The organism is Sphingomonas radiodurans, from assembly GCF_020866845.1.
GTDB classification, from domain to species: Bacteria; Pseudomonadota; Alphaproteobacteria; order Sphingomonadales; family Sphingomonadaceae; genus Sphingomonas; species Sphingomonas radiodurans.
Map to the genome: position 1 here is coordinate 1,840,841 of NZ_CP086594.1, position 25,192 is coordinate 1,866,032.

Below are 25,192 nucleotides of genomic sequence, written 5' to 3' on the forward strand. Positions count from 1 at the left end.
TGATGGGATGACGGCTACATGCGTTCGAAACTGCTTGCGGGATTGATCATGCCGGCGCTGATCGCGGGCGCGATACCTGTGTGGGCGGCGGCACCGGCCGCGACACTCGATCGGGCGCGCGCGGCGATGGTAGTCGATCCGCACAAGGTGGTCGCGCTGGTGGCGCAAGCGCGGCGCGAGCTGGCGTCGGCGCCGGGCGATGTGGCCGGCGAGCGAATCCGTGCGGACTGGCTCGAGGCGGAAGCGCTCGGCCGGCTCGGCGAGCTCGATCGGGCGCTGACGATCAGCGCGCGGGCCCTGGCAGACGCGGAGCGGCTGCAGCCCGGCACCAAGCTTCACGGCGACATCCTGATGACGCAGGGCGCGATCGCGCTCGATCAGAACCGCGTGCGCGAGGCGTTCACGCTGTTGCGGCGGGCGCATGCGATCTTCGCGAAGCTAGGCGAGACGCGGTCGCAGGCGATCGCGCTGCAGAATATCGGCACGATCTACAGTTTCGCGGGCGATCAGCGGAGCGTGCTGCGCTATTATGCGCAGGCCGCCGAGGTGCATGCCGACGATCCCGCGCTGTTGCAGGCGGCGGCGAACAATCTTGGCCTCGCCTATCGCGAACTGGGCGAGTATGACCGCGCGGAGGCGCAGTTCCGCACGGCGCTGAAGCTTGCGAGGACGCTCGAGAGCCCGGTGCTCGAAGTGCGGGTGTGGAACAACCTTGCCGCGGTCGCCCTGCTCCAGAAGCGCTATGTCGAGGCCATTCGCTTTGCCGATCGCGGGCTGGCCGCCGCATCGGACAGCGATACCGCGGAGTGGCGGCCGTTCCTGTGGGGCGTAAAGGCGCAGGTCGCGCTGGCGCGCGGCGACGTGCCGCAAGCAGTGGCGCTGTTCGACCGCACCTTTGCTGGCGTCGAACTCGCCAAGACCAATTTCTACTTTCGCGATTTTCACGCGAGCGCGATGAAGGCGTTCGAGGCCAGCGGCGACATGCCGCGCGCGCTGCAGCATATGGCGGCGTTCAAGCGGCTCGACGACGAGGCGCGCGAGATCCGCTCCTCGACCAACGCCGCGCTCGCCGCCGCGCAATTCGACTTCTCCACGCAGGAATTGCGCATCGCCAGGCTGCGGCAAGGGCAGTTGCAGCGTGACATCGCGATCGAGCGGGCGCGGGCGCACCAGCAGTTGCTGCTGCTGCTCGGCGCGCTTGCGCTGGCGATCGTCAGCACGGCGGCGTTCTTCTGGATCCGCCGCAGCCGCAACGAGACACGCGTTGCCAATCGCCAGCTCGAGACGACGAATACTGCGCTCGACAAGGCGCTGAAGGCGAAGTCCGAATTCCTCGCGACCACTAGTCACGAAATCCGCACGCCGCTCAACGGCATCCTGGGCATGACGCAAGTGATCATGCAGCGGCGCGACCTGGATCGCGGTGTGCGCGATCAGGTGCGGCTGATCGACAGCGCGGGCAGCACGATGCGGGCGATCGTCGACGATATCCTCGACATGGCGCAGATTGAGCAGGGCCGTGTCCAGGTCGAGCGCAGCGACGTCGCGTTGCCGGGGCTGATCGAGGACGTCGCCGGGCTGTGGCGCGCCGCGGCGGAGCGCAAGGGCCTTACGTTCGAGGTCGACCTGACGGATGCGCCGGCGATGATCGAGGAGGACGAGCGCAAGCTGCGCCAGATCGGGTTCAACCTGCTCTCCAACGCAGTCAAGTTCACCGCCGCCGGCACGATCCGGGTGCGCGCGGCGGCGGACGGCGACCGGCTGGTGCTGGCGATCACCGACACCGGAATCGGCATCGCGCCGGCGCAGCACGAGGCGATCTTCGAGCCGTTCCAGCAGGCCGACAACAGCACCGCGCGGCAGTTCGGCGGGACCGGGCTTGGCCTCGCGATCTCGCGCAAGCTCGCGCAGGCGCTGGACGGCGACATCTCGGTGGTCAGCGCGCTGGGGGAGGGCAGTGTGTTCACGTTGAGCCTGCCGCTGCGCGTGATCGACGCGCCGGCGGGGCGTATGGCGGGCGGCGATGGGACGGTGTCCAGCGTGGCGGATGCGTGCGTGTTCGTTGTCGAGCCCAACCCGCTGTTCGCCGCGATGATCGAGGCGTGCCTGGGGGAGGCGGCGAAGGTCGTCATGGTGGACGAGGTGGCGGAGGTTACGGACGCAGCGGATGTGATCGTCGTGGACGAGGAGGCAAGCGTCGATAAGATCGCGCGGCTGCGCTCTATCGCTCCGAACGCGCTGATCGTGGTGCTTGGCGATGCGGCAGGCGATGCTGACGGGGCGGTCGCCCGGACTATGCCGCCGCTCCACCTGCCGGCTGCGCTTGACGAGCTGCTCGCTCAGCCCCGTGAAATGCCGCTTGCGCGCCTGGCAGCTGCCTGATGCGACCGCGACAATACTTTCTTCGGATTCTGCCGCTACGGCGGTGGTCATCGACAGGGTAAAAAGCGATGCACGTGCTGTTCGTTGAAGACGATGCGATGAATCGCCGGGTCGTTCGCGACATGCTGAAGGTCGTGGGCGCGGAAATGAGCGAGGCGGAGGACGCCGAGACCGGCCTGCGGATGATCGAGGATGACAGCTACAACGTCATCCTGATGGATCTGCGGATGCCCGGCATGGACGGCCTCACCGCGATCCAGCAGATCCGCGCGCGGCACGACACCAAGGCCGCGCTGCCGATCATCGTCGTGACGGCTGACACTGCACTCGACATCCGTGCCAGTTGCCTTGCCAAGGGCGCGGACGACGTGATTCTGAAGCCAGTGGCAATGAAGCAGCTGTTCGCCGCGATGGGCAAGCTGATGGTCGCGGCGGAGCGGCGGAAGGCGTCATAAGAGCCGTACCCGCTTCAGCGTAGCGTCGCGAGGGTGCTGTCGGCTCTGTCAGACCTAATGCGCCGCTCGTTGTAGGAGCATGGCTAGGCGCCGCGCATACCTTGCTCACAGATCCGCCAGTCCGCTTAGCTCGTACGGGCTTTCACGAAGGACTTCGGCAACGCCAAGATCCGTCAAGTCCGCTGCAGGGCCAACAATCGCGTCGAGGACAGCCATCTCTCGTTCCGACGACGCGAAAGTAGACGCTCGAGGAGCTGGCCGCAGCTGTATCATCATCCGGGGGCTCCGCGGCAACTGCCAGCAGTATACCGCCTTCAACAAGGTCTGACCTTCACCTTAACGCGCGCCCTGTTCCGGGGTGCCGTAAGCGCCGTCTGAACATCCGACCATTGGTTAGCCGGTCATCGGCGCCCGCTTACCGGGGCAAGAACTTGGGCAATCGCCTGGGTCGCGCACCTCTGGTCATTGGCCGCTCCGCCCGATCCGGCGACGCCGATGCCCCCGATAACGTCACCGTCGATGAGCAGCGGCATCCCCCCACCGAGCAGCAGCAACTCCGGAATGGTCAGGAGATTGCGCGACGTTGGATCGGTCACCGCACGTTCGGCTAATGCGGCAGTGCTCGTCTTCGTCGACAAGGCGGTGAACGCCTTGCGCTGGGCGGCAAGGGTGTTGTGCGGACCGATGTCGTCACCGCGTTGCAGGGCGACGAGGTTCCCGGCGCGATCAACTACGGCAACCACCGCTTCCTTGCCAATCGTGCGACATGATGCGACCGCGGCATCAGCCAGCCGTTTAGCCAGTGCCAGCGACACCGTTTTGCGCTCTAGCGGAACCACCGGACTGGATGCTGCCACGGCCGCTGAAAGTAGGAGGAGTATGCTCGCCAAGGCGACAGGCCTTTCAAATTCAAGCAACGCAACATCATCGACAGGGAAACTCAGGGCGCGCTCGCCGCATATGACGCCCGAGCCAAGCGCGGCGAGAAGCTGCCGCCGCGATACCAAGTGGTCGCACTGCTTTGTGAGCGGCAACGTGCGCTCGAGGCGCGCGCGATGCTCATGAGAAGCGTCAGGACGAGGCGCACGACGCCGCCAATAATGCGGTAGCTGTGCAGGAGAAGGCCGCGCGCGCTAGGCGCGCGAGACATCAGGAGTGGCGTTGCAGCACGCGATCCGGAGCCGCTGCTAGCCAAAGTTGAACGGATGAACCAGTCGACGATGGCGACGAGGTAGACGAAGCCACGCGCCATCGGCACATACGTAATGTCCGTCGCCCAGACCTGGTTCGGCCGGATCACCGCGAGCTTGCGCAGCAGGTACGGATAGATCTTGTGCCCCGGTGCCGGCGTCGAGGTGTTCGGCCGGCGGTAGATCGCCTTGATCCTCATCCGCTTCATCAGCGTCGCGACATGCAGCCGACCGACGCTCACGCCTTCCTGCCGCAACAGGTCGCGCAGCATCCGGCTACCGGCAAACGGGTAGAGCAGGTGCAGCTCGTCGATCCGGCGCATGACCGCCAGATCGGCCAAGGATACAGAGCGAGGCAGATAGTAGATGCTGCCGCGGCTGATGCCGAGCTGCCGCGCCTGGGCGACCAGCGGTAGCGAATGACCACGGTCGATCATCGCTTTGCGCTCGGCAACAGACCGGCCTTCCCGAGCGCACCGGCCAGAAAATCATTCGCCAGCGTCAGCTCGCCGATCTTGGCGTGCAGTACCGTCACGTCGACCGCCGGCTCTACCGCCGACGACGCCGCGCCGAACCCGTCCGCCGCGCCCTCCAGCAGCCGCGACCGTGACCCGGCACGGCCTAACAGCACCATACCCCGCAGCATCCATGCCTGCGGGGCCGATGTCACCTGTGCCGATCGCCGTCAGCGAGGTCCCTACCTTGAGCCAAGCTGAGCTGCCCACGCAAGTGAGCCCGTCATGGCCACCTAGATTCAGACCGCCCGCATCCAGGGTCGCGCCCGCACCCACCGTGCCGCTCGTCACCCTTGCGGGTCGAAAACCGAAAACCCCATAGCACACCGCTCTTGGCCCGCGGGTTTGGGCCTCCAAGACTTTCGTACGCCTGCCGGCATCCGAAACTCTTCAGGAAAATCAGCCCGGCCGCTTTCGGGTGCCAGCGGCCGCTTGTTCATGCGAGTGGCAGGAGCTTCACCGGCCACCGGGGGTCCAATTAAGCTCGCCCTTTACCTTGCCCGCGCTCATGTTCGCCGACACTGGTGGATATCTGGTTGCGGCTTGATATAAATCGATATCACGTCACATCTCATCTACGCACGGGGTGCGCGTGCCTCGATCAGGCGGATTAGTTCTGGATCTGCTCGCCAGATCGTCCGAATCCGCGACAGCGCACCGACACTAACCCACCGCTCCCGATCGATTTCGGCTTCGTGCAACAGACGAAGCACGGTGGCTCGATCCCGTGCGATGGACGCGGCTGCGACGGCCCAGACCCGAGTTCGGGTTCCAGCGGCGAGCTCCGCCAGCGCCTGGCTCAACGCGACGCTGTGCAGCGCCTCGGTGCCGATCTCGAGTGCCGAGCCGAGTTCGCCTGCACGCGCGACCAAGAGGGGAACTCGTCGCGCGCGCGCGAACTCTGCGAAGTGGCGGACATAGCCCGCATCGTCGCCCGACAGCAGCGCGATGGTGGCAAGGCAATCATGCGCCACCGGAAAGCTCGGGTTGCGCCGGGCGATCTCTTTCAGGGCAGCAATCGCGGGCGCCTCTTCGCCAGCCGCCCAGCGCGCCCAGGCGAGATCGGTCCTGATCGCGACCGATCCGGGCAGCATCAACCGCGCCGTGTTCAGCGCCGTCAATGCAGCCGCATGGTCGCCGTGGTCCGATAGGATGTTGCCCAGCCAGAAATGCGAAAGCGCATCGTCGGGATCGAGCTCCAGGGCTTCCTCGAAACGGACCTGCGCCTCAGCGAAATCATTCTCCGCCCAATAGGCGATAAAGCCGAGCAGGCGATGTCCTGTTGCGAGTGCCGGGTCCAGCCGGATCGCGGCCCGCGCGGCATGGCGCGCGCGACGGAAGGCGTCCGCATCATCGCGCTTGCCGAACTCGCGAGACAGCAAGAGCGCCTCGCCAAGCGACGCATGGCCCGGCGCGAAGCCTGGTGCCTGCCGGGTGACGCGCTCCAGTATCGCAATGGCGCGCTCCAGGCCTTCCGCCTCGCGACCCGCGACAAGATCGCGGGCATCGAGGAACGCGCTCGCGATGGCGGGGGTGAGTGGCAGTCCGTCCGTCACGGAGCGGCGCGGCGCCGCGTGCGGTCCGCTGGCCGCCGCCACAAGCGCGAGTGCGCCGAACAGCAGCCACGGCCGGCCAACCGACCTACGGTGCACGGGCGCCAAGGACGGCGGAACATCCGGAATCGGCGCCGCCGGGGGCGCAGCGTCGTGATCGATGGTACTCTCGCACAATCCGGCCCAAGCATCGAGTTCGTGGCGCAACGCATAGACCGTGCCGGACCGACCGCCTGGAATCCGGTGAACTGGCAGGCCGCGGTCGCGTGCCCAGCGGATCACGGTCGTCCGGTCGCGTCCGAAATGGGCGGCGATCAGCTTCCATCCGTCCAGCCGGTCCCCGCCATGCGGGCCGCGCGCGGATCGCGTGGAGATCGGCGTGTCGGGAATGCCACTGATCGCGACGTTCATGGCCTGGATCACCACCCCTGATGCGTGCGCCGCCCTCAGCGCCTACGCAGAAGTTTAGGCAGGTCCGCGCCGCGCCGCATCCATCATCTGTTTACCCGGGTCGATACCTGCGGCGCGATCCGACCGAAGCGATGAACGAGGTTGGAGAGGCCCGCGAAGCTGCGCGTGGCCGTCTTTTCATAGATGCGGTGGAGGTGCGTTCGGGCGGTGGCCCGCGCCATCCCCAGTCGATCGCCGATGGCGGTGATGTCGCCCGTCTCGATCGCATCGCGCAGCACGCGCGCTTCGGTCGCGGTCAATCCGTAGAGGCTCGCGATCGCGGGAAAGGCGATCGCCCGCCCGCGATCGACGCGGCTTACATGAATCGCGTGGGTCGCGCCCGGGCCGCTGGCGAGATCGCCGAAGCGCTCGGTGTCGAGGGCTCGCGCTTCGATCAGCAGTCTAAGGGTGGCGCCGTCGGCGTCGCCATCGTCTTCATGCGTAAGCGCGATCGCCACCGGCTCGTCGCGGCGGATAGCCTCCGCAACCGCCGCACCGAATGGCCCATCGCCAAGCGGTTCGCCAATCCGCAGTCGCAGGGGCGCGATGAGCGACGCGTCCGCCTCCAGCAGCAGCCGGTCCGCCGCCAGCAACAGCATCGAACTGCCCGCGCCGCCCGCGAATGCGAGATTGCCGGCGGTGCGATCGGCGGCGCGGACCAGATGACTCTGGATATAGATTGCGCGGCGGAAATGCGGGACCAGAGTGGCCATTTCCGCGCATTCCGCGGTGGTAAAGGCTCCGGCGGGTGCGCGGCGCAACAGCGCAAGATGCGCGACGATCCCTGATCGCGCGATCAGGTTGATCGCCAAATTGTCGACGATGCCCTGCGGTTGCAGAAACTCGCGATAGAAGACGCTGGCCTTCACTTCGTCGGTCTGGAGCAGCGGCCAGACCGACTGGCACACCCCTTCCGGTATCGCGTGCAGGTGCGGCCGCAGAATGTCGTGTGCGGCATAGGTCTCGACATAGCGGCGCAGCCAGACCGGATCGTTGCCGTATTGAAACTGGAAACCGGCGTCGCGATCGGCATCGCTCCAGCCGATGAACCCGGCCTGCGCGCCAAAGGCATGGACCAGCCGTTCGATCACCGCCGCGAAGCGCGCGCGATCGAAGGCCGCATCGTAGATCTCCTCGATCGCGAACATAGCGCCGACGTCCCGTCATCCCAGGCCCGTACCAAGCGCGTCGGCCCCGGCTTGTCGAGCATCGCCAGACCCGATGCGACGATTTGCCACAGGATGCGACATCTTGCCCGGTTCCGCCCCTCCCCCTTCGTGGCGCACTGCCCTCGCGACACACGCGTCGTCGCATCGCGGATCGCACTCCGGCCAAGGGAAACAGACATGGCATCGCAACGGGCACCAACGAACGGGCATCGTCTGGCGCGGCGCGGGCTCTTGATCGCCCTGATGGCCGGCAGCGCGCTGGCCGGAACGGCGCAAGCGCAGACATGGACCGGCGCGGTCGACGATGATTACGCAAACGGTGCAAACTGGTCCGGCGGCGTCGTACCAGTTCCTGCGGCTGGTCCCGCTGTGGTCGCCATCAACACCACCGCCGTCGCTCCGGTTGTCGACGCTGGCGACATCGTGACCGGAAAGGAATTGCGCATCGGTGCCTTCGGCCCGGCGACCCTGACGGTCCGCAACGGTGGATCGCTGACAGCGGCTTCCACTACAGTCGGCGGTTCACTCGACGGAGGAAGCAACGCCGATGCCGACGGCACGTTGCTGATTTCAGGCGCCGGAACACAGGTTTCCGCGGGACGACTGCTCGCCGCCTTCGGTGACGGCTCGGTCGGAACCATCAGCGTAACCGGCGGCGGCGTGCTGAACAGCGCCAGCGGCGAAATCGGCAACCGCCTTTCGATCGGCGCGGTCACCGTTTCGGGCGCAGGTTCACAATGGAATGTCGAAAGTGGCGTGCGCCTCGGCACGGGCATTGACACCGGCTCGCGTGGCTCGCTGACGATCCTTGATGGTGGCGTGATGACGTTGGGCGTGAACAGTGCCCTGACAGTCACCGATGGCAGCGTTTTGCGGGTTTCAGGCGCGAACTCGCGGATCGATGGGGCTGCAAATTCCCAGCTCACGCTGGAAAGGTCGACCACCGGCGGCACGTTATTGCTGGAGAATGGCGGTGTGATAAGCGTCGAAAGCGCCGCATTCGGCAATACTTCGGATCTCACGATCAGAAACGGCGCACGGCTGGAATTGTCTGGCGGTTCCACGACATTCAATGAAACGGCGCGCGTACTGGTTACGGGCGTCGGTTCCAGGCTCACTTCAGGCGGCAACTTCGGCTTCAATGCCAACGGGATTGGTGCCGACGTCGTCTTTGAAGACGGTGCGATCGTCACGTCTACAGCCAACGTTAACAGCGCGCTGTCGTTTGGTGGCAATCGTCGCCTGATCGTCAGAAGCGGTGCGCAATTCAACCTGACCGGCGGATCCGCAGCCAGCTTCTCCATTGGCGGCGGAACGCTGGACGTCAGCGATGCATCCGTATCGTTCAGCGGTGGCCTGATCACGGGAAACGGCGGTGGCAACAACACCGTCATCCTTCGTAATGCCGATTTCGTGGCCAGCAGTGTCACACTCAACGGCGCCAACGATCGGCTGATTGTTGGTGCAGACGTCGGCCAGGCAGCCGCCACAGCCGGCATCTTCGACGTCGATGGCAACATCGGCGTGGTCACCGACGCCACGCTGGTGCTGAACTACACTGGCAATCCCATCACTATCGAAGGGCCTTTTTCAAGGGACGGCACAATTCGCCATCTGGCGGGCGACACACGCCTGACCGGTTTCTCCAATCAATGGCGCGGCATCACCGACCTTTCCGGCGGGAGCCTCGCGGTCGACAATCTGTTCGGAGACAGCAGCGGGCCCATCACCGCGATGAATGTCAGCGGCGGCGCGATCCTTTCGGGACGCGGGACGATCGGGGGCGTGGTTAGCGTGGCCGACGGGACGATCCGGCCCGGTGGCGATCCGGTGGAGGTGCCGGAAGCGGGAACCCTGCTTGCGGCTGCGCGGGTGTCGGCCGCCGCGGCATCGCTTGGCGGCGAAGCTGTCGGGACGCTGACCTTTACCGGGCCGCTCGCCCTGAGCAGCGCGTCGCGCCTGGAGTATCAGCTCGGCGCGCCGACCGGTACCGCGGGGACGGACAGCGACCTAATCAACGTCAGCGGCAACCTGACCCTCGACGGAACGCTGGACGTTACCGACACTGGTGGTTTCGGCGCAGGGCTGTATCGCCTGTTCAACTATGGCGGGGCACTGACCGACAACGGCCTAGTGGTCGGTGCGACTCCGACAGGCTTCGTACCCAACGACCTGACGGTCCAGACCTCGGTGGCCAGCCAAGTCAATTTGCTGGTGGGAACGCCAGTTGGTCCGAGCATCTTCAATTTCTGGGACGGCGCAAACACGACGGCCAACAATCAGGTCGATGGCGGGACCGGAACGTGGAGCGCTGGCCGAATTAACTGGACCAATGCGGCTGGCACAGCGAACGGGCGCTATAATCCGAACGCGACGTTGATCTTCGCAGGCGCGGGCGGCGTCGTAACGATCGACAACAGCAGCGCGCCGGGCGTCGACAGCCCCCAGGTAATAATATTCGACACCAACCAGCTCGCGCCGACGGGCCTGCAATTCGCCAGCACGGGCTACCGCGTTCAAGGCGGGGATCTGAGCTTTGGAGGCGGCGCCGGTATCGCGACGGTCCGCGTCGGCGACGGGACAGCGGCCGGGGCGGCGATCAATGCGACGATCGCATCGAATCTGATCCTCGCTAACCGGCTCGACAAGATCGACCTGGGCACGTTGACGCTAACGGGGCAAAACCTGTTCATCCCCGATGGCGGGCGATCGCGGGTTCTGGGCGGCACGCTCGAAATTGCGGGCGGCGGCCAGATGCTTACCGGCGGCCTGGATATCGCGTTGGCGCAAGCTGCGACGTTCCGGGTTACCGGCGCAGGGTCGATCGCGTCGGTCGGCACCGGCATCAGCACCGGCTCTGTCACCAACGGGCCCGGCACGATCGAAGTTCTGGACGGCGGCACGCTGCGCGACAGCGAGCGCGGCGGCAATGGCTTCGGTACGGGCTCGCTGGTGCGGGTAAGCGGGGCCGGGTCAATCCTTGACCTGGCCAATAATTCGACCTCGCAAGGATCGTTCCTGGTCGAAAACGGCGGGCTCGCCAGAGTTGCGCCGATCGCCTTCTCTAGCACCGGTTCGCTCGTGGTTCGCAGCGGCGGGCGTATCGAGCCGACGCGCGGCGATACAACGTTCGGGAGCGGACCTTTTGTGGTGACCAACGGGTTGATCCAAGGCGCGGGCTCGGCGTTCAATTCGGTGTTCGCGCTATCGATCGCACCGGCGATACCGACGAATCCAGCGGCAAACTTCATCGTAGAAGACGGCTCGTCGGTGACCGTGAACACGAACACCAATTCAGGATTGGGGTTCGATGGGCCGATCTCCACGCTGGATATCCGCAGCGGCGCATCGTTCACCCTGACGGGTGGAACAGACGCCGGACTGTCGATTGAGAACAGCCGCCTGACGGTCGATAATGCCACGCTTAGCATCGGCGGCGCGCTGCTGGGTGGGCAACGCTTCGGCAACAACACCGTGATCCTGCGCAACGCCGATGTCTCCGCGCGTCAGGTTGAACTGCGCGCCGCGACCGATCGCATTGTGATCGGCGGGAATGCAGGCGAGGCAGCCACCGAGGCCGGTCGGTTCAATGTTGGTCAGGTGTCGCTGGGCAACGCGGCGACATCGTTGATCCTGAATCACACTTCGACCGGTTTCACGATCGGCTCGGAATTTCAGGGCGCCGGCGCAATTCGCCACATGGCTGGCGACACCCGCCTGACCGGCAGCTCCCCGTTCTGGGGCGGTACAACCCAGCTCACCGGCGGCAGCCTGGCCGTCGACGGCGTGTTCGGCGGGGCGGCGCACCAACTGGCAGCGGTCGGCGGGGCCGTGCTCTCCGGGCAGGGAGCGGTTGGCGGCGCGGTCACGGTGACAGACGGTACGATCCGTCCTGGCGGCGATGCGTTGAATGCGACTGGCGCACTGCTGGGCGGCAATTCAGTCGGCACGCTGACAGTCGGCGGACCCTTGGTACTTGGCGCGACATCGCGACTGGCATTTCAGCTCGGCGCTCCGGACACGCCTGGAATCGGCAGCGATTTGATCAACGTCACGGGTGACCTGACGCTCGACGGAACGCTGGATGTTACCGATGCGGGCGGCTTCGGCGCAGGGCTTTACCGCCTCATCAACTATGGCGGCAGGCTGACCGACAACGGGCTGCAACTGGGCGCGTTGCCTTCGGGCTTCGATGACTTCGAGATCCAGACATCGGTCGCCCGACAGGTCAACCTGATCGTCGCCGCGACGCCTGCACCCACATCCTTCCCTTTCTGGGATGGCAGCGCCACGACGGCCAACGGTAGGATCGATGGCGGCAGCGGCACGTGGACGGCGGCGAACACGAACTGGACCACCACGGCGGCAACTGACAACGGTGCTTACAACCCGGAGGACCTGCTGATATTTACCAGCCCCACGGCGGGCGAGGAGGCGCAAGGTCAGAGGTTGCTGCGGGTATCGACGCAGGTCACTGCCGCCGTGCCATCCGCCAGCGCCGGGACGGTGACGGTCGATGATTCGGCAGGCGCGATCACGCTGGAAAACGGGATGCAGTTTGCTGTCACGGGTTACACCCTGAACGGCGACGACATCGTTCTGGCGGCGACCACGCCTTGCGGGGAATGCACGCCACTGCCGGGGCAAACCATCGTGCGCGTGGGCGATGGCACTGACGCCAGCACCGGCTTCGTCGCCACCATCCGGTCGCGGCTCATCGGTGAATCCGGTCTGCTCAAGACCGATCGCGGCACATTGATCATGTCGGGTGCAAACTCCTATTCGGGCGGCACCGAAGTCGCCGATGGCAAGCTGCAGGGCGATGCCACCAGCCTGCAGGGCGATATCGCCATCGGCGGCGCTGGCACGCTGCTGTTCACGCAAGCCGCTGACGGCGAATATGCGGGCACGCTGTCCGGGTCCGGCGTCTTTGCCAAGCAGGGTACGGGCAAGCTGCGGCTGAGCGCTGACTCATCGGGATTCGACGGTACTTCGGTGCTAACCGGGGGCGAACTGGCGGTCGACGGCACCCTGGGCTCGGCGCTGTCCACCGTGCAGGCCGGCGGGGCCGCGACGCTTTCGGGCGCTGGCCGGATCGGTGGTTCGGTGGCGGTGGACGATGCCACCGTGTCGCCCGGCGGCCTCCCGGTTCCGCCACCGGTGGATACAGTCTTCACCGCTGCCGCACTGGCGGAAGCTACCGGCTCGGTCGGTCTTCTCACGATTGACGGCGATCTCTCGCTGACCACCGCCTCGATCCTCGCCTTCCAGCTTGGCGATCCTGCCGGTCTGGCAGGAGTCGCCGGCGATCTCATCAACGTCGGTGGCAGTTTGACGCTGGACGGCACGCTGAACGTACGCGACGCAGGCGGCTTCGGCGCGGGCCTCTATCGGCTGATCAATTATGGGGGCACGCTCGCCGACAACGGCCTGGATATCGGCCTGACGCCGACCGGCTTCGCATCGAGCGACTTTGCCATCCAGACAACGAGCGTAGCGGTCAATCTGCTGGTCGTCGCGCCGGTCTCCAGCTTCACGTTCTGGGATGGAACGGATGCAGGCGCGAATGGTGTCGCGGCCGGCGGCGCCGGTACATGGACCAATGCCGCCACCAACTGGACGACCGCCGACGGCACCCGAAACGGCGCCTATGATCCGGCCGCGTTGCTGATCTTTGCCGGCGCGCCGGGTGCGGTGACGATCGATAACAGCGGCGGACAAGTCGCGGTCGGCGTGGGTGCGCAATTCGCGGTCGATGGCTATTCGCTCGGCGGCGGCGGGCTGCGGATCGACGGCGCGGAGACGGTCTTCCGTGTCGGCGACGGCACCAATGCGAGTACCGCTTATGTCGCCACGATCGGATCGGCGATCAGCGGCGCGGGCGGTCTCGTCAAGACCGATCGCGGCACGCTCGTGCTGACCGGCGCGAACAGCTACACGGGCGGCACAGCGATCCTCGGCGGGACGGTCCGCAGTAGCGCGGCGACCATCGGCGGGCCGGTCGCGATCGCGGGCGCGGGTACGCTCCAGTTCGAGCAACCCGGCGATGGCGGCTTTGCCGGGGTGCTGTCGGGCGATGGCAGCGTTCGCAAAACCGGCGCGGGAACACTGTCACTGACCGGCGATTCGCGCGGCTTCGCGGGCGGTACGACGATCGAGGCGGGCACGTTGGTGCTCACCGGCCAATTGGGCGGTACGACGAGCGTTGGCAGCGGCGCGACTCTGACGGGTAACGGTACGCTGGGCGGCCTCGACGTCGCCGGGCGGGTTTCGCCGGGCACCGGTGCCGCGACGTTGAACGTGGCGGGCAACCTCGTCTTCCGTGGCGGATCGACCTATGCCGTCGATCTGGCGGCCGCCGGGGGAGCCGACCGCATCGCCGCAACCGGTACGGCTCGCCTCGAAGGCGGAACCGTTGCGATCACCACGCTCGATCCGGAAACGGACTATCGCGGCGGATCGCTGTACCGCATCCTCGATGCGGCGGCGGGCCTGAGCGGTACGTTCGGTGGGCTGACCGAACAATCGGCGTTTCTCGATTTCGCGCTTGAGTATGACTTAACCGGGGCATCGGTGCGCGTCGCACAGATCCGCACCTTCCCCGACGTCGCGCTGACCTTCAACCAGCGGCAGGCGGCTGGTGCGCTCAAGGACCTGGAGCGCACCGCAGGCTCTGATAGCCTGGACGTCTACAACACCCTGTTGATGCTCGACGCATCCGCAGCGCGCGCGGCATTCGACGCCAGTTCGGGCGAAATCTACGCCACGCTGCTTGCCACCGAAGAGCGCGGCACATTGGACCTCGCCAACCGGTTCACCGCACGCGGCAACGCGGCGATCGGCGAAGGCTTCGGGATCTGGGGCGGTGTCACCGGAGAGGTCGGCCATGTCGACGGCGACGGGAACGGCGGTCGCATCGGGCACGACGGCGCAGGCGGTGAAATCGGCATCGATTACCGCGGCCCCGACAACGAATGGGCGGTGGGCATCGGCGGTGGCTGGCAGTCCGGTGGGGTCGATCTGCCGTCGCGCGGATCGCATGCCGAAACCGACACCTGGCACATCGGCGGCTACGCCCGTTACGGCAGCGGCGGGGCTGGCTTCACCGCATATGGCAGCGCGGTCCACGCAGCGACCGACGCCAAGGCTACGCGCACGATCGCGTTCGGGACGCTCGCCCGCTCGGCCCGCGCGGACGCCGATATGCGGACCACGGCGATCGGAGGGGGCGTCCGCTACGGTCTATCGCAAGGCAATTTGTCGCTCGGACCGACCATCGGCGTGGACTATGCCAGCAGTTCGCTCGACGGCTTCCGCGAGGAAGGGGCCGGCGCGCTGAACCTGTCGGCGGGGCGCAACCGCGACGGCTGGGCGCGCTATGGCGGCGGCGGCTTTGTCCGGATGGAGAGCGCCAGGGGCCAGTTCGACCTGACCGCCCGGTTCGTCACGGGCGCCCGCAACGATGCCGGGGTATTTCTCGACATGGCGGGATCGTCGCGCCGCTTCGAAGTCCGCGCGGCGCGGGGCTCGGCCTCCGGTGCTCAGGTTCATGCAAGCGGCCGCTATGACCTCGGCGGCTACTGGACACTCGGAGGGCAAGCCGGAATGCTGGCGGCAGGTTCGGAGCGATATGTCAGCGGCAGCATTCGGTTGGGGTGGACATTCTGACGTGATTGCTTGGACGGTCTCTGCACGGATGTAGCTGTGAGGACTGTCGCAGCAACGTGGTAGCCCCTCGCCTAGCATAAACTCGAGTCCAAGCCTTCGCGCGGCGGACGAGCGCCAAACTTGCGGTCCTGTCGGCATGCAACACCCCGGCCGCGGACGGCAGCCCGGGCAGCGGAGACTTGCCCGGGCCGGTCAGGGGTTCCTTCCTAGCGCCAGAAGCCGCTCTCCAGCAGTTGCGACATTCGCTATTGAAAGCCAAGTACCAGAACTGGTCACAGCGGCGAGATGAATGAAGGTCTGAAGTCGCGGAGCGGGGAAGGGGACGTGAATGGGAGATTGTGGGTCACTCATCCCTGGCGTTGGGGTGAGCATTTGGCGTAACCTGGCCCGCGCACTGCGCGACCAGGGGTTGCGCCGGTGTGCTCTTCGTCTACAAGCACCAGCACACCGTTAACAAAGACGTCGCGAACGCCTGTAGAGTACGCGTGAGGCTTTGCAAACGTCGCGTGGTCCTGGATCGCCGCCGGATCAAACACCACGACATCGGCAAGATACCTGCGTTTCAGCGATCCGCGATCCTTAATGCCGAGATTGCTAGCCGGAAGCGAGGTCAATCGCCGAACCGCGTCGGCGATGGTCAGCCGCCTTTCGTCACGGACGTATCGCGCGAACAAGCGTGCAAAGTTGCCATAAGCGCAAGGGTGCGTGCTCGATTGGAGGAAAACACCTTCCGCCGCGATCGAGGCTGCATCCGAGCCAAAGCCCATCCACGGCAGTGCAGCCTGTTTCGCAACATTACCTTCGCTCATCAGGAAGTAGATGGTGCCGACCCGGCTCCCATCTTCGATCACGAGGTCCATGGCGGTGTCCGCCGTGCTTTTGCCACGGAATTTGGCGACATCGGCCAGCGTCCTGCCGGCCAGCGGCTTGAGCGAAGGGTTCTCAAAGTCCGACAGGATCATCCCTTCTGCCCCGGCCCCCAGGTACAAGTTCTCCCAATCTTTTCCAGGCATCGCCATCTCGGCTGCCACGCGGCGGCGCACTGCTGGCTGCTTTAGCCGCGCGATCCATGCTTCAAGTCCACCATCCTGTACCCAGGTCGGCATCGCGGCATCGAGGCCCGTGGCGCCAGCAGGATAGGTGTACATGTCCGCGGTTATGCGCAGGCCCGCCTTTCGCGCTGCCTCGATCCGGTCGATCGCGGCGTCATACTTCGGCCAGTTGGACTTGCCGGCCATCTTGAGATGATAGATCTCGGCCGGGGCACCTGACTTGCGTGAAATCTCGATCAACTCGTCGATCGCTTCGAGCAGTCGGTCGCCTTCCGATCGCATATGGCTGATATACATGCCGCCACATTTCGCCGCAGCGGTGGTGATGGCGATCAGTTCGGGGGTCTTGGCATAGGGCCGGGCGCGTAGATCAGCGAGCTTCCCACCCCCATCGCGCCCTCGTCCACCGCCTCGCTGACGAGTGCCTGCATACGCCGCAACTGCGCCGGTGTGGGATCGACTCTGGCCTCTCCTAGCTCATGCACCCGCACCGTTTCTGCACCGACGAAGCTCGCGACGTTAGGAGACACGCCGTTGCGCGCGAGCACCTCGAGGTACTGACCGAGTGTAGTCCAGGTGATCGGGTAGCGTATGTCGCCCTGACGCTTGAGGTCATTCGCCCTCATCGTCGGCGAAAGGGGCTCCATCGAGCTGCCTTCCCCCATCACCTCGAGCGTCACGCCTTGGCGAATCTCGCTCTGACTTCGCCCGTCGGCAGGCAGCGAGACAGTGGACCAACTCAGCATGTTGATAAAGCCAGGTGCCACCGCCATGCCGCGAGCGTCGACCTCGCGCTTGCCGTGACCCTCCACCGTGCCGATCGCCACGATGCGATCGCCTTTAATCCCTACGTCGCCGGGATATCCCGAACCCCCCGAGCCATCATAGATAGTGCCACCGCGGATCACGACATCATAGGGCAGTGGTGGTGCCGGCGCCGCGCTAGGCATCGTGGACAAAGGGTATCCACAGCTTTGCTGATGCGAGGGTGACGAAGCCGAGGTAGGATTCTGCGGTTTTGTCATAGCGGGTGGCGACGCGCCGCCAGTTCTTGAGCTTGCTGAACAGGCGCTCGATAAGATTGCGCCAGCGGTACTTCTGCCGGTCGTGCGGGATGGGCGTGCGACGGTTGCTCCTGGCGGGGATCACCGCCTCGACATCGGCCTTGGCGAGCGTCTCGCGGATGGAGTCTGCATCATAGCCCTTGTCCGCGAGCAGCGCTTCGACCCGCTCGGCCAGCATGCAAAACAACGGCCCGAAGCCTTGCACGTCGTGCGCCTGGCCGGGCGTCAGGACAAAGCAGAGCGGCCGTCCCTGTCCGTCGCACCGCGCGTGGAGCTTGGTGGTGAACCCGCCACGCGATCTGCCGAGCGCCTGGGTGTCCTGATCCCCTTTTTTAGTCCGACGGCGCAATGGTGCGCCCGGACTACCGTGCTGTCGATCATGTCGGCGGTCGTGTCGCGCTCCACTGCCTCGGCGAGGCTCTCCAGCATGGCATCGAATACGCCAGTCTCGAGCCATCGCCGGTAGCGACGGAAGACGCTGTTTCATTTGCCGTACTCGTCAGGCAGGTGTCGCCACTGCGCTCCAGTCCGCGCCATCCACATCATGCCCTCAAAATACGGTCGGTTGTCACCAGCAGGGCGACATCCCCTGCCACACTCGGCCGGCAGCAACGGCCCAATCAGAGCCCACTCGTCATCCGACACCCCGATCCGCTCGCCCAACGCCGCCTCCAAAAGACAGCCTTGAATCAACCGCAGAGTCGCTCGTCAACCTTTGTCCACCATACCTAGGCCAGCAATGTGGCAAGCGTCAGCAAGACGATTTGGCGTTTCATGGACGAGACTATACCGGACGTGTGCGGCGCGGTCAGCATCCGGCACGCGACCTAGGCGAAAGTGCTCTTAAAAGCCTCTTTCCGATCGAGATGAGTCAATGTCCGCAATCGGGGAGCCGCACGTCCGGACGTGGGTCAGTCGGCCCAAGGATCGTAGCTTCCGAAGCTCCAGACGTTCCCCTCGGGATCGCGCGCCGTGTAGCCGCGGCCGCCATAGTCCTGATTGGATGGCTCAAGGATGATTTCCGCGCCCGCGGCGCGGGCGCGATCGGCGTGCGCGTCGACATCGTCGACGATGAGATAGAGGGAGACGGTGGACCCGCCCGCCTCGGCGGCAGTCTTCATAATAGCGACTTTCGCAAACTCGCTGTCCTTGACGCTGGACAGCATGAGCATGCGATCGGCCCATACAAGCTGCGCGTGCTGGACGACCGCCGAGTCCTGCTCGTCCAGATAGATTGCCTTGCGCTCGAACCCGAACGCCTCACACAGGAAGTCGATCGCGCGCGGCGCGTCGGCGTAGCGCAGGTTTGGGATGATCTCGTGTCGCATTTTGGTCCTCCGTTCTGCCACGTGAATGGCATCTAACGGGCCAGCGGGATTGGACGAAACGAACCTCAGGCCTCGACCAGCCCGCCGCCATTCGGAAGCGCGCGGGCTAGGTACGTGCCCGGCGTAAGCCCGCTGAACTCGCCGAACTCGCGGATCATGTGCGACTGATCGTAATAGCCGGCCTCCAAGGCCAGTGCCGCCCAGTCGGGCCGGCCCGCCGCCGCCCCGATCAGGCCGGTGAGCGTCTGGAAGCGGAGCAGCCTGCGGAACGAGCGGGGACCCACGCCGACCGCATCGCGAACGCGAGCCGCCAGATGCTTGCGGCTCCAACCGACATCGTCGGCGACTCGCGCGATGTCGCGGTCGGGTCGTTCACGCAGTACCGCCAGCGCGTGCGTCAGCCGCCTATCGAGGGGTGTGGCGCGGGCAAGGGCCATCTCCAGAACCTGATCGAGAATTTCCGCGCGCGAGTTCGCGCCGCGGGCATCACCAAGCGCGTCGCCAAGTTCCCTCGCGCTACGCCCCAGCAGCGCATCCAGCGGCACGACACGGTCGACGAGCTCGTCCATCGGCACGCCGAGCAGTCGGCGCACAGTCGCGAGCGGAAGGAAGACATGGATGCCCGCCTGAGTACCAGTCGAGTGCGACAGCGCGGAGCGGGTGTGGACGCCCGCCACGAACGCCTCGCCGGCTAGCAGTCGGATTGCGCATCCGTCGCCACCCGTGATCTCGATCGGATCGGCGAAGTTGACGATCAGCACGCCCTCGGCATGAGGAAGCTCGCGCCGCACGGTGAAGCCTCCGGTCCGCTCCCAATAGTCGGCGTAGCCGTGAATCTCGCCTTCAAGCTGAGCGGATGCCGCCATGCGCGTGGTGCGCCACGCGTTAACCTCGTCGACGTAGGACAACTCCACGGATCGACGTTGCGCGGCCATCGAAGACGTTGTCCTGCAGCATCAGCTTCGATGCAAGCGCGTCGATGCATGTGGCACCAATCAACCCGCCTAACGCCTGTCGCAGACGACATGAACGAATGGCGAGATCTAAGAAACGGTAGGTCGCCGCTGAACGTCCACAATTGAGTCAGTCGTAGCCACTAAACTGCCCGGCGGCTTTCGGCCCAGCTTCAGTCGTAACGCCACGTCGCGCGGACAAGCGCTGAACGTCGGCTTCCGACAAGAGCTGACGCTCAACTTGCGGCATCGGAACGACGGGTTTGTCCCAACCCAAGCCCTTCCAATCGGTCTCATACAAGAGGAACAAGTGGCCGGAATTGAGAAGCTGAAAAGAGCTGGTGAGCGTCCGGTTGTGTGTCTAAGAAACCGCTGAGCCTCGGCAGCTAAATCGCCTTCTCCGCGGCTAACAAACATGCCCGTCAGGCAAAATGAGCTGCTGCCGGTTCCGTGGACACCGAGATAAGGTGTTTTTGGAACCGGAGGATGGAGATGCAACGACGGAAGTTCAGCCGCGAGTTCAAGCTCGAAGCGGTGAAGCTGGTGCGGGAGCGTGGCGTGGCGGTGTCGCAGGCAGCCCGCGATCTGGACCTGCACGAGAACGTGTTGCGCAAGTGGGTGCGCGAGCAGACGGCTGACCCGGGATCGGCGTTTCCCGGGCACGGCGTGATGAAGCCCGAGCAGCAGGAGATTGAGCGGCTGCGCCGCGAGTTGGTTAGAATGAAGGCCGAGCGCGACATCCTAAAAAAAGCGGCGGCCTACTTCGCCAAGGACTCGATATGAGGTTCGAGTTCATCGCGAAGCACCGAGGGATCCGGCCTGTCTCGTGGATTTGCGAAGCGCTCGGTGTTTCGCGCAGCGGCTTTCACGCCTGGCTGGTTCGCGCGCCCAGTTCCCGCGCTCGGAGCGATGAGGAGTTCGGCGCCAGAGTCCGCGCCAGCTTCATTTCCAGCTATCGGACCTACGGCGCGCGGCGCGTCTGGCACGACCTTCTGGCCGAAGGCCAATCATGTGGCTTGCATCGCATCGAGCGGCTGATGCGTGTCCACGGCCTGAAGGCCCGTCCGCGACGTTGTGGCCTGCCCAAGGACGACGCGGTCATTGCAGACAACATCCTCGACCGCCAGTTCACCGCCGAGACGCCCAACCAGAGGTGGGTCGCCGACTTCACCTACATCTGGACCGCCGAAGGGTGGCTCTACGTCGCTGTCGTCATCGACCTGTTCTCGCGCCGCGTGGTCGGATGGTCGATGAGCGACACCATGACCGCTCAGCTCGTGACTGATGCGCTGATGATGGCGATCTGGCGACGCGGAAAGCCCGACGCCCTGCTGCATCACTCGGACCAGGGCAGCCAATACACGAGCGAGCAGTTCCAGCGGTTGATGGCCGACAATGGCGTCACCTGCTCGATGAGCCGGTCGGGCAACGTCTGGGACAACGCGGCGATGGAGAGCTTCTTCTCGTCGATGAAGACCGAACGGATCGGCCGGAAGACATATCGCACGCGCAATCACGCAAAGGCAGACGTGTTCGATTACATAGAGCGCTTCTACAATCCCACACGCAGGCACTCTACCCTGGGCTATCTCAGCCCCATGGACCTCGAGCGGCAGGCGCAGGTAGCTTAACCTCGTGTCCATTGAACCGGCAGCAGCTCACGGCGCGCGATCTGGTGACAGCGGGACCCACGATCGTAGTCTCTCACCCGATCGGCGCCGCCTAGCGCAACCTGCTGATGAACGCCGATCGGAGCGGTGAGCGGAAGCGTGGGCCATCTAGTGGATGCTCATGCCTCCTAACGAACGCTTCTGGCGTGTGCGATGCGGGCGTCACGTAGTCGTCCTGGTTTGCGTGAAACGCGCGGCCGCCTACTGATGCTGATTACGTCACCTCCTTTTCCGCTAGCCGGCTAAGAGCTTCTCGATATGATAGAAGCGTGCAGCCGCACCCGCAAACAGCTCGTGCCTTTCCTCGGGGCTCGCACCTGATGCGATCAACTTAAAGGCGTTCCACAGCGTGGCGTAATCTGCGCCCCAACGATCGACGGGAAAGTTGCTCTCAAACATCGCGCGATGAGTGCCGAACGCCTTGATCGAGGTCTCGACGTAAGGACGGAACAGGCGGGCCAATGTCTCGGCATCGGTGTGGGTGTCCGGCCCAAGGTCCCCAAGCGCACAGAACGGCATCGCGAGTCCGCCGAGCTTCACCATCACATTCGGGCAGGTCGAGAGCTCGTTAATGGCTGCTCTCCAAGCGGAGAACCGCTCCTGGTGTCGGCCCTTGTAGACACCCAAGCCCAGCGGGGTGCCGACGTGGTCGAGCACGATGGGCTGGTCAGGAAAAGCGCGTGCGAGGCTGGTGACATGAGCGATTTGCGGCTTGAGGACCCACGCGTCAAAGGTCAATCCGCGCTTGCCCAGTTCGGCGAAAAGCAGTTCGCGAAAGCACTGCCACCGGACGACCGAAAAGCTAACGGAGGCGTTGCCGTTTGGGCCCCTCCACCATGGGAATGATAGCCGGTGCCGCCCTTACGATCGTTGTGGCACCCTTGACCGTTGAGCCCGCCGGGTGTTGCGTCAGCCACTTTTATGGTCACGAACGCTGCAGCCGCTACAACTTTCGGGACGAGGGGCAAGGCCCGCATGACTCAGCATCTGTCGAACACTATCTCCGTGCAAGTGAATGATCGCGCTGTTTGCTGCTCAGTCGCGCGGGCCCGGCTTCACGTAGGCGTCTTCCTCCCACAAACAGCGCGGCCGTCGATAACTGCCTAGTGCCTGATACAAAGCTGATCCTCTTGGAGCTGAATTCTCGCCAACACAGATGGGGGGCGCTTTGGCGAAGTGTCGCCCGCTTCCGGCAGATCTGCATGCCGCGGATAATCGGGGATAAATGACATGGATCGCAAACAGGTACTGGCAGTGTGCGGCGGTTCACTGGTTGCAGTAGCAGCGGCAAGCTATGCTTTTGTTGGAGGCAAAGGAGAGGCTTCACGCAACGCCGTGCCCGTAAGCAAGCAGGCGGCGGTCGTTGCTCGTACCAAGGCCAAGGCAGTTCTCGCACCTCCCGCCATCGCGCCGCCGGGACTCGATGCTGCCCGCCCGTCCGATTGCCTGATCGAGCCATCGGCGGTCGTGCGCGTCAACAGCGGTGTCGAGGGGGTGATCCAGGCAATTTATGTCGACCGCGGCGATAGGGTGAATGCGGGTCAGGTTGTCGCTCAGCTTCGCGCGGATGTTGATCGCGCCGGCGCGGCTGCCGCCCAGGCCCGGGCGAACAACGTCCATTCGGAACGCGCCGCAGCAAGCCGCGCGGCCTACCTCGAATCGGTCAACCAGCGCAGCCAGAAGATCTCCGAGTTCCTCGCACGGGACTCGGTGGAAGAGGCGCAGGCCAACGCCCGCGCCGCTCAGGAAGAGCGATTGGCGGCGGCCCAGAACCGTCGCGTGGCTGAGCTTGAATCGGTGCAGACCCAGCGGATCATGGGTGAAAAGACGGTGCGCACGCCGGTTTCGGGCATCGTGACGCAGCGGGTTATGTCGCCGGGCGAATATCGCGGCGCGGATGCGACGCACATCCTTACCGTAGCCCGGGTGCACCCGCTGCATGTGGAGGTGTTCGCGCCGATCGCCCAGCTGGGTTCAGTTCGCGTCGGCGACATGCTGACCGTCAAACCGGAGATGCCGGTGGGCGGGGAATATCGCGCGACGGTGAAGGTCGTGGACCGCGTGTTCGATGCTGCGAGCGGCACTTTCGGCCTGCGGTTGGAATTGCCCAACGCTGATTATGCGCTGCCTGCCGGACTGCGGTGCACGACCGAGTTCGACAAGCTGCCAGTCGCGCCCAGCCGCGCCCGGGCGAGCCGATGACCAGCACCGCCACCTATTATCCAGTCCGTTGACAGGAGCCTGCCGATGACCCGCAAGTCTGTGTTTCTCGCCTGCACTTCTGCGCTTTTGATGGGAGTTCCCCAGGCGAGTGCCGCCGACACACTCCAGGAAGCGTTGCGGACGGCCTATGTTCGCAATCCGACGCTGACGGCGCAGCGTGCGGCGGTCCGCGCGGCCAGCGAGGAAGTGCCGCAGGCACGCGTCGAGGGGCGACCGACCCTGGACGGCGATGTCACCTACCAGGAGAACGTCCTGCAGGGCGAACCGGCGGGCGGCGGCCTGCTCTCCGATCCCGACCGCCAGGTGAGCGCGCAGCTTAGCGCCAAGGTGCCATTGTTCAACTTCGGCGCGGTGACCCAGAACGTCCGCGCAGCCGAACAGCGGGTGGAAGCGAGCCGGCTCGGTCTGCGCAGCACCGAGAGCGAATTGTTCACCAATGTCGTGGGCGCCTACATGGACGTGCTCAAGGACGAGGCGGTGGTGCAACTGAACCTGCGCAACAGCGAGGTGATGCGTTTCACCGTCCGAGAGACTGGCGAACGTCGGCAGGCGGGCAATCGTGGCCCGACAGATGTCGCACAGGCCGAGGCGCGGATGGCGCTCGCCGAAAGCCAGCTGGAGACCGCCAGCGCCCAGCTGATTTCCAGCCGCGAGAATTATGTCCGTCTGGTCGGAAGTCCACCCGGCACTTTGTCACAGCCCCCGGTGCTGCCCAACATGCCGACCAACGTCGATATGGCCGTGGCCGCAGCGCTGGAGAAGAATCCTCGGCTGCTGGCCGCGCGCAAGCAGCAGACCGCGGCGGGCTATGATGTAAAGGTGGCAACGGCACGCCGATATCCGCGGCTGAACGGCATCGGCGGGCTGAACCAATATGGTTATCTCGGGTCGCTCGCCGATAACACCGGGCCGCGCAACCGTGCCAATGAGGGTACGACGGCCTATGTCGGCGTTCGACTGGAGATGCCGATCCTCGACGGTGGCCGCGGAATTTCGCAGCAACGAGAAGCGCGCGCGCTAGAGCAGCAACGATACTTCGAAGTGCTGGCTGCGGAACGCGCCGTGGTGGCTGAGGTGCGATCGGCCTACGCGACCTGGCTTGCTGCAGGCCGCGTCGTCAAGACCGCGCAGCGTGGCGTAGATGCCAATTCACGCGTGCTTTCCGGCCTCCGTGCCGAGACCGTGGCCGGATTTCGCCCGCTGCTTGACCGCCTGAATGCAGAGCAGGAACTGCTCAACGCGGAAGTCACGCTGGTGACCGCCGGGCGCGACGCCTACGTGGCTGGCTTCGCCCTGCTGGCAGCGATGGGCATGGCCGAGGCGCGTGACCTGAATTTTGACCAGGGTGTGCTGTATGACCCGACACTGACCTACAAGGAACTCCAGCGCCGGACGGTCGGCGGTGATGCCGGTCAATCATTGATCGAGGGCACAAGCACCGCGGACAGCCCTGCCCAGGATGCCGTAGTTGCCCCCACCACCGTGCCAGCTGTTCCCCAGATTCCGCCTGAAAACTGAAC

At 65.1% G+C, this 25,192-nt stretch carries 16 protein-coding genes and 1 pseudogene; 6 read left to right on the plus strand and 11 right to left on the minus strand.

From position 1 onward, the window contains the following. Nucleotides 1-18 precede the first annotated feature (18 nt). Together LLW23_RS08840 and LLW23_RS08845 are read left to right on the plus strand one after the other, a co-directional pair. Complete coding sequence (locus LLW23_RS08840; protein ID WP_228944730.1) at nt 19-2,382, plus strand: ATP-binding protein; 2,364 nt, start codon at nt 19-21, stop codon at nt 2,380-2,382. 68 nt (nt 2,383-2,450) lie between these two features. After that, the gene (locus tag LLW23_RS08845) at nt 2,451-2,837 is read left to right on the plus strand and encodes a response regulator (protein WP_228944731.1); all 387 of its coding nucleotides are present in this window, start codon (nt 2,451-2,453) and stop codon (nt 2,835-2,837) included. A 401-nt stretch (nt 2,838-3,238) separates the two neighbouring features. On the opposite strand, the gene LLW23_RS08850 is transcribed toward LLW23_RS08845, so the two are convergent. The 4 genes and pseudogenes from LLW23_RS08850 to LLW23_RS08865 form a co-directional block, all read right to left on the minus strand. Then, on the minus strand, nt 3,239-3,652 hold the full coding sequence (locus LLW23_RS08850) for a GlcG/HbpS family heme-binding protein (RefSeq protein WP_228944732.1): 414 nt from the start codon (nt 3,650-3,652) through the stop codon (nt 3,239-3,241). A 374-nt stretch (nt 3,653-4,026) separates the two neighbouring features. After that, a pseudogene (locus tag LLW23_RS08855) lies at nt 4,027-4,634 on the minus strand (IS3 family transposase); the annotation flags it as partial. A 483-nt stretch (nt 4,635-5,117) separates the two neighbouring features. Next, nucleotides 5,118-6,506 carry a tetratricopeptide repeat protein gene (locus LLW23_RS08860; protein WP_228944733.1) on the minus strand — a complete coding sequence of 463 codons (1,389 nt, stop codon included), beginning with the start codon at nt 6,504-6,506 and terminating at the stop codon, nt 5,118-5,120. An 83-nt stretch (nt 6,507-6,589) separates the two neighbouring features. Then, nucleotides 6,590-7,693 (minus strand): helix-turn-helix transcriptional regulator, encoded by a 1,104-nt coding sequence (locus LLW23_RS08865; protein WP_228944735.1) that lies wholly within the window; start codon nt 7,691-7,693, stop codon nt 6,590-6,592. Nucleotides 7,694-7,891: 198 nt separating this feature from the next. On the opposite strand from LLW23_RS08865, the gene LLW23_RS08870 reads away from it, so the two are divergent. Continuing rightward, a complete protein-coding gene (locus tag LLW23_RS08870) occupies nt 7,892-15,382 on the plus strand; it encodes an autotransporter-associated beta strand repeat-containing protein (RefSeq protein ID WP_228944737.1) in 7,491 nt (2,496 codons plus the stop codon). 347 nt (nt 15,383-15,729) lie between these two features. Here LLW23_RS08870 and LLW23_RS08875 read toward each other — a convergent pair whose 3' ends face one another. From LLW23_RS08875 to LLW23_RS08900, 6 genes are all read right to left on the minus strand, one after another. Beyond that, on the minus strand, nt 15,730-16,731 hold the full coding sequence (locus LLW23_RS08875) for an N-acyl-D-amino-acid deacylase family protein (protein WP_333473759.1): 1,002 nt from the start codon (nt 16,729-16,731) through the stop codon (nt 15,730-15,732). 35 nt (nt 16,732-16,766) lie between these two features. Beyond that, complete coding sequence (locus tag LLW23_RS08880) at nt 16,767-17,393, minus strand: amidohydrolase family protein (protein WP_228944739.1); 627 nt, start codon at nt 17,391-17,393, stop codon at nt 16,767-16,769. Continuing rightward, nucleotides 17,377-17,847, minus strand: coding sequence for an IS5 family transposase (locus LLW23_RS08885; RefSeq protein ID WP_228944741.1), 471 nt, complete (start codon nt 17,845-17,847; stop codon nt 17,377-17,379). Before LLW23_RS08885 ends, LLW23_RS08880 begins: the two co-directional genes overlap by 17 nt. A gap of 134 nt (nt 17,848-17,981) precedes the next feature. Further along, nucleotides 17,982-18,143, minus strand: coding sequence for a transposase (locus LLW23_RS08890; protein WP_228948520.1), 162 nt, complete (start codon nt 18,141-18,143; stop codon nt 17,982-17,984). A gap of 266 nt (nt 18,144-18,409) precedes the next feature. Then, nucleotides 18,410-18,826, minus strand: a complete 417-nt coding sequence (locus LLW23_RS08895) for a VOC family protein (protein WP_228944742.1) — start codon at nt 18,824-18,826, stop codon at nt 18,410-18,412. Between the two features lie 65 nt (nt 18,827-18,891). Beyond that, complete coding sequence (locus LLW23_RS08900) at nt 18,892-19,761, minus strand: helix-turn-helix domain-containing protein (protein WP_228944743.1); 870 nt, start codon at nt 19,759-19,761, stop codon at nt 18,892-18,894. 510 nt (nt 19,762-20,271) lie between these two features. On the opposite strand from LLW23_RS08900, the gene LLW23_RS08905 reads away from it, so the two are divergent. Continuing rightward, nucleotides 20,272-21,410 (plus strand): IS3 family transposase gene (locus LLW23_RS08905; protein ID WP_228948521.1). Its coding sequence is split into 2 segments (ribosomal slippage): nt 20,272-20,533 and nt 20,533-21,410, totalling 1,140 coding nucleotides; the frame shifts between segments, so codons are not numbered across the junction. A gap of 273 nt (nt 21,411-21,683) precedes the next feature. Here LLW23_RS08905 and LLW23_RS08910 read toward each other — a convergent pair. Then, nucleotides 21,684-22,187 carry an amidohydrolase family protein gene (locus LLW23_RS08910; RefSeq protein WP_333473760.1) on the minus strand — a complete coding sequence of 168 codons (504 nt, stop codon included), beginning with the start codon at nt 22,185-22,187 and terminating at the stop codon, nt 21,684-21,686. Between the two features lie 492 nt (nt 22,188-22,679). Between LLW23_RS08910 and LLW23_RS08915 the strand changes: the two genes are divergently transcribed. Together LLW23_RS08915 and LLW23_RS08920 are read left to right on the plus strand one after the other, a co-directional pair. Then, entirely contained in the window at nt 22,680-23,651 is a 972-nt protein-coding gene (locus LLW23_RS08915; RefSeq protein ID WP_228944745.1) for an efflux RND transporter periplasmic adaptor subunit, read from the plus strand. Nucleotides 23,652-23,696: 45 nt separating this feature from the next. Further along, entirely contained in the window at nt 23,697-25,190 is a 1,494-nt protein-coding gene (locus tag LLW23_RS08920; protein ID WP_228944747.1) for a TolC family outer membrane protein, read from the plus strand. Nucleotides 25,191-25,192 lie beyond the last annotated feature (2 nt).

Excerpts from the sequence above, each read along its gene's own strand:
- LLW23_RS08840 (WP_228944730.1), top strand. The coding sequence starts at position 19 with ATGCGTTCGAAACTGCTTGCGGGATTGATCATGCCGGCGCTGATCGCG.
- LLW23_RS08845 (WP_228944731.1), top strand. The coding sequence starts at position 2,451 with ATGCACGTGCTGTTCGTTGAAGACGATGCGATGAATCGCCGGGTCGTT.
- LLW23_RS08860 (WP_228944733.1), bottom strand. The coding sequence starts at position 6,506 with ATGAACGTCGCGATCAGTGGCATTCCCGACACGCCGATCTCCACGCGA.
- LLW23_RS08865 (WP_228944735.1), bottom strand. The coding sequence starts at position 7,693 with ATGTTCGCGATCGAGGAGATCTACGATGCGGCCTTCGATCGCGCGCGC.
- LLW23_RS08870 (WP_228944737.1), top strand. The coding sequence starts at position 7,892 with ATGGCATCGCAACGGGCACCAACGAACGGGCATCGTCTGGCGCGGCGC.
- LLW23_RS08875 (WP_333473759.1), bottom strand. The coding sequence starts at position 16,731 with ATGTATATCAGCCATATGCGATCGGAAGGCGACCGACTGCTCGAAGCG.
- LLW23_RS08895 (WP_228944742.1), bottom strand. The coding sequence starts at position 18,826 with ATGCGACACGAGATCATCCCAAACCTGCGCTACGCCGACGCGCCGCGC.
- LLW23_RS08900 (WP_228944743.1), bottom strand. The coding sequence starts at position 19,761 with ATGGCCGCGCAACGTCGATCCGTGGAGTTGTCCTACGTCGACGAGGTT.
- LLW23_RS08915 (WP_228944745.1), top strand. The coding sequence starts at position 22,680 with ATGGATCGCAAACAGGTACTGGCAGTGTGCGGCGGTTCACTGGTTGCA.
- LLW23_RS08920 (WP_228944747.1), top strand. The coding sequence starts at position 23,697 with ATGACCCGCAAGTCTGTGTTTCTCGCCTGCACTTCTGCGCTTTTGATG.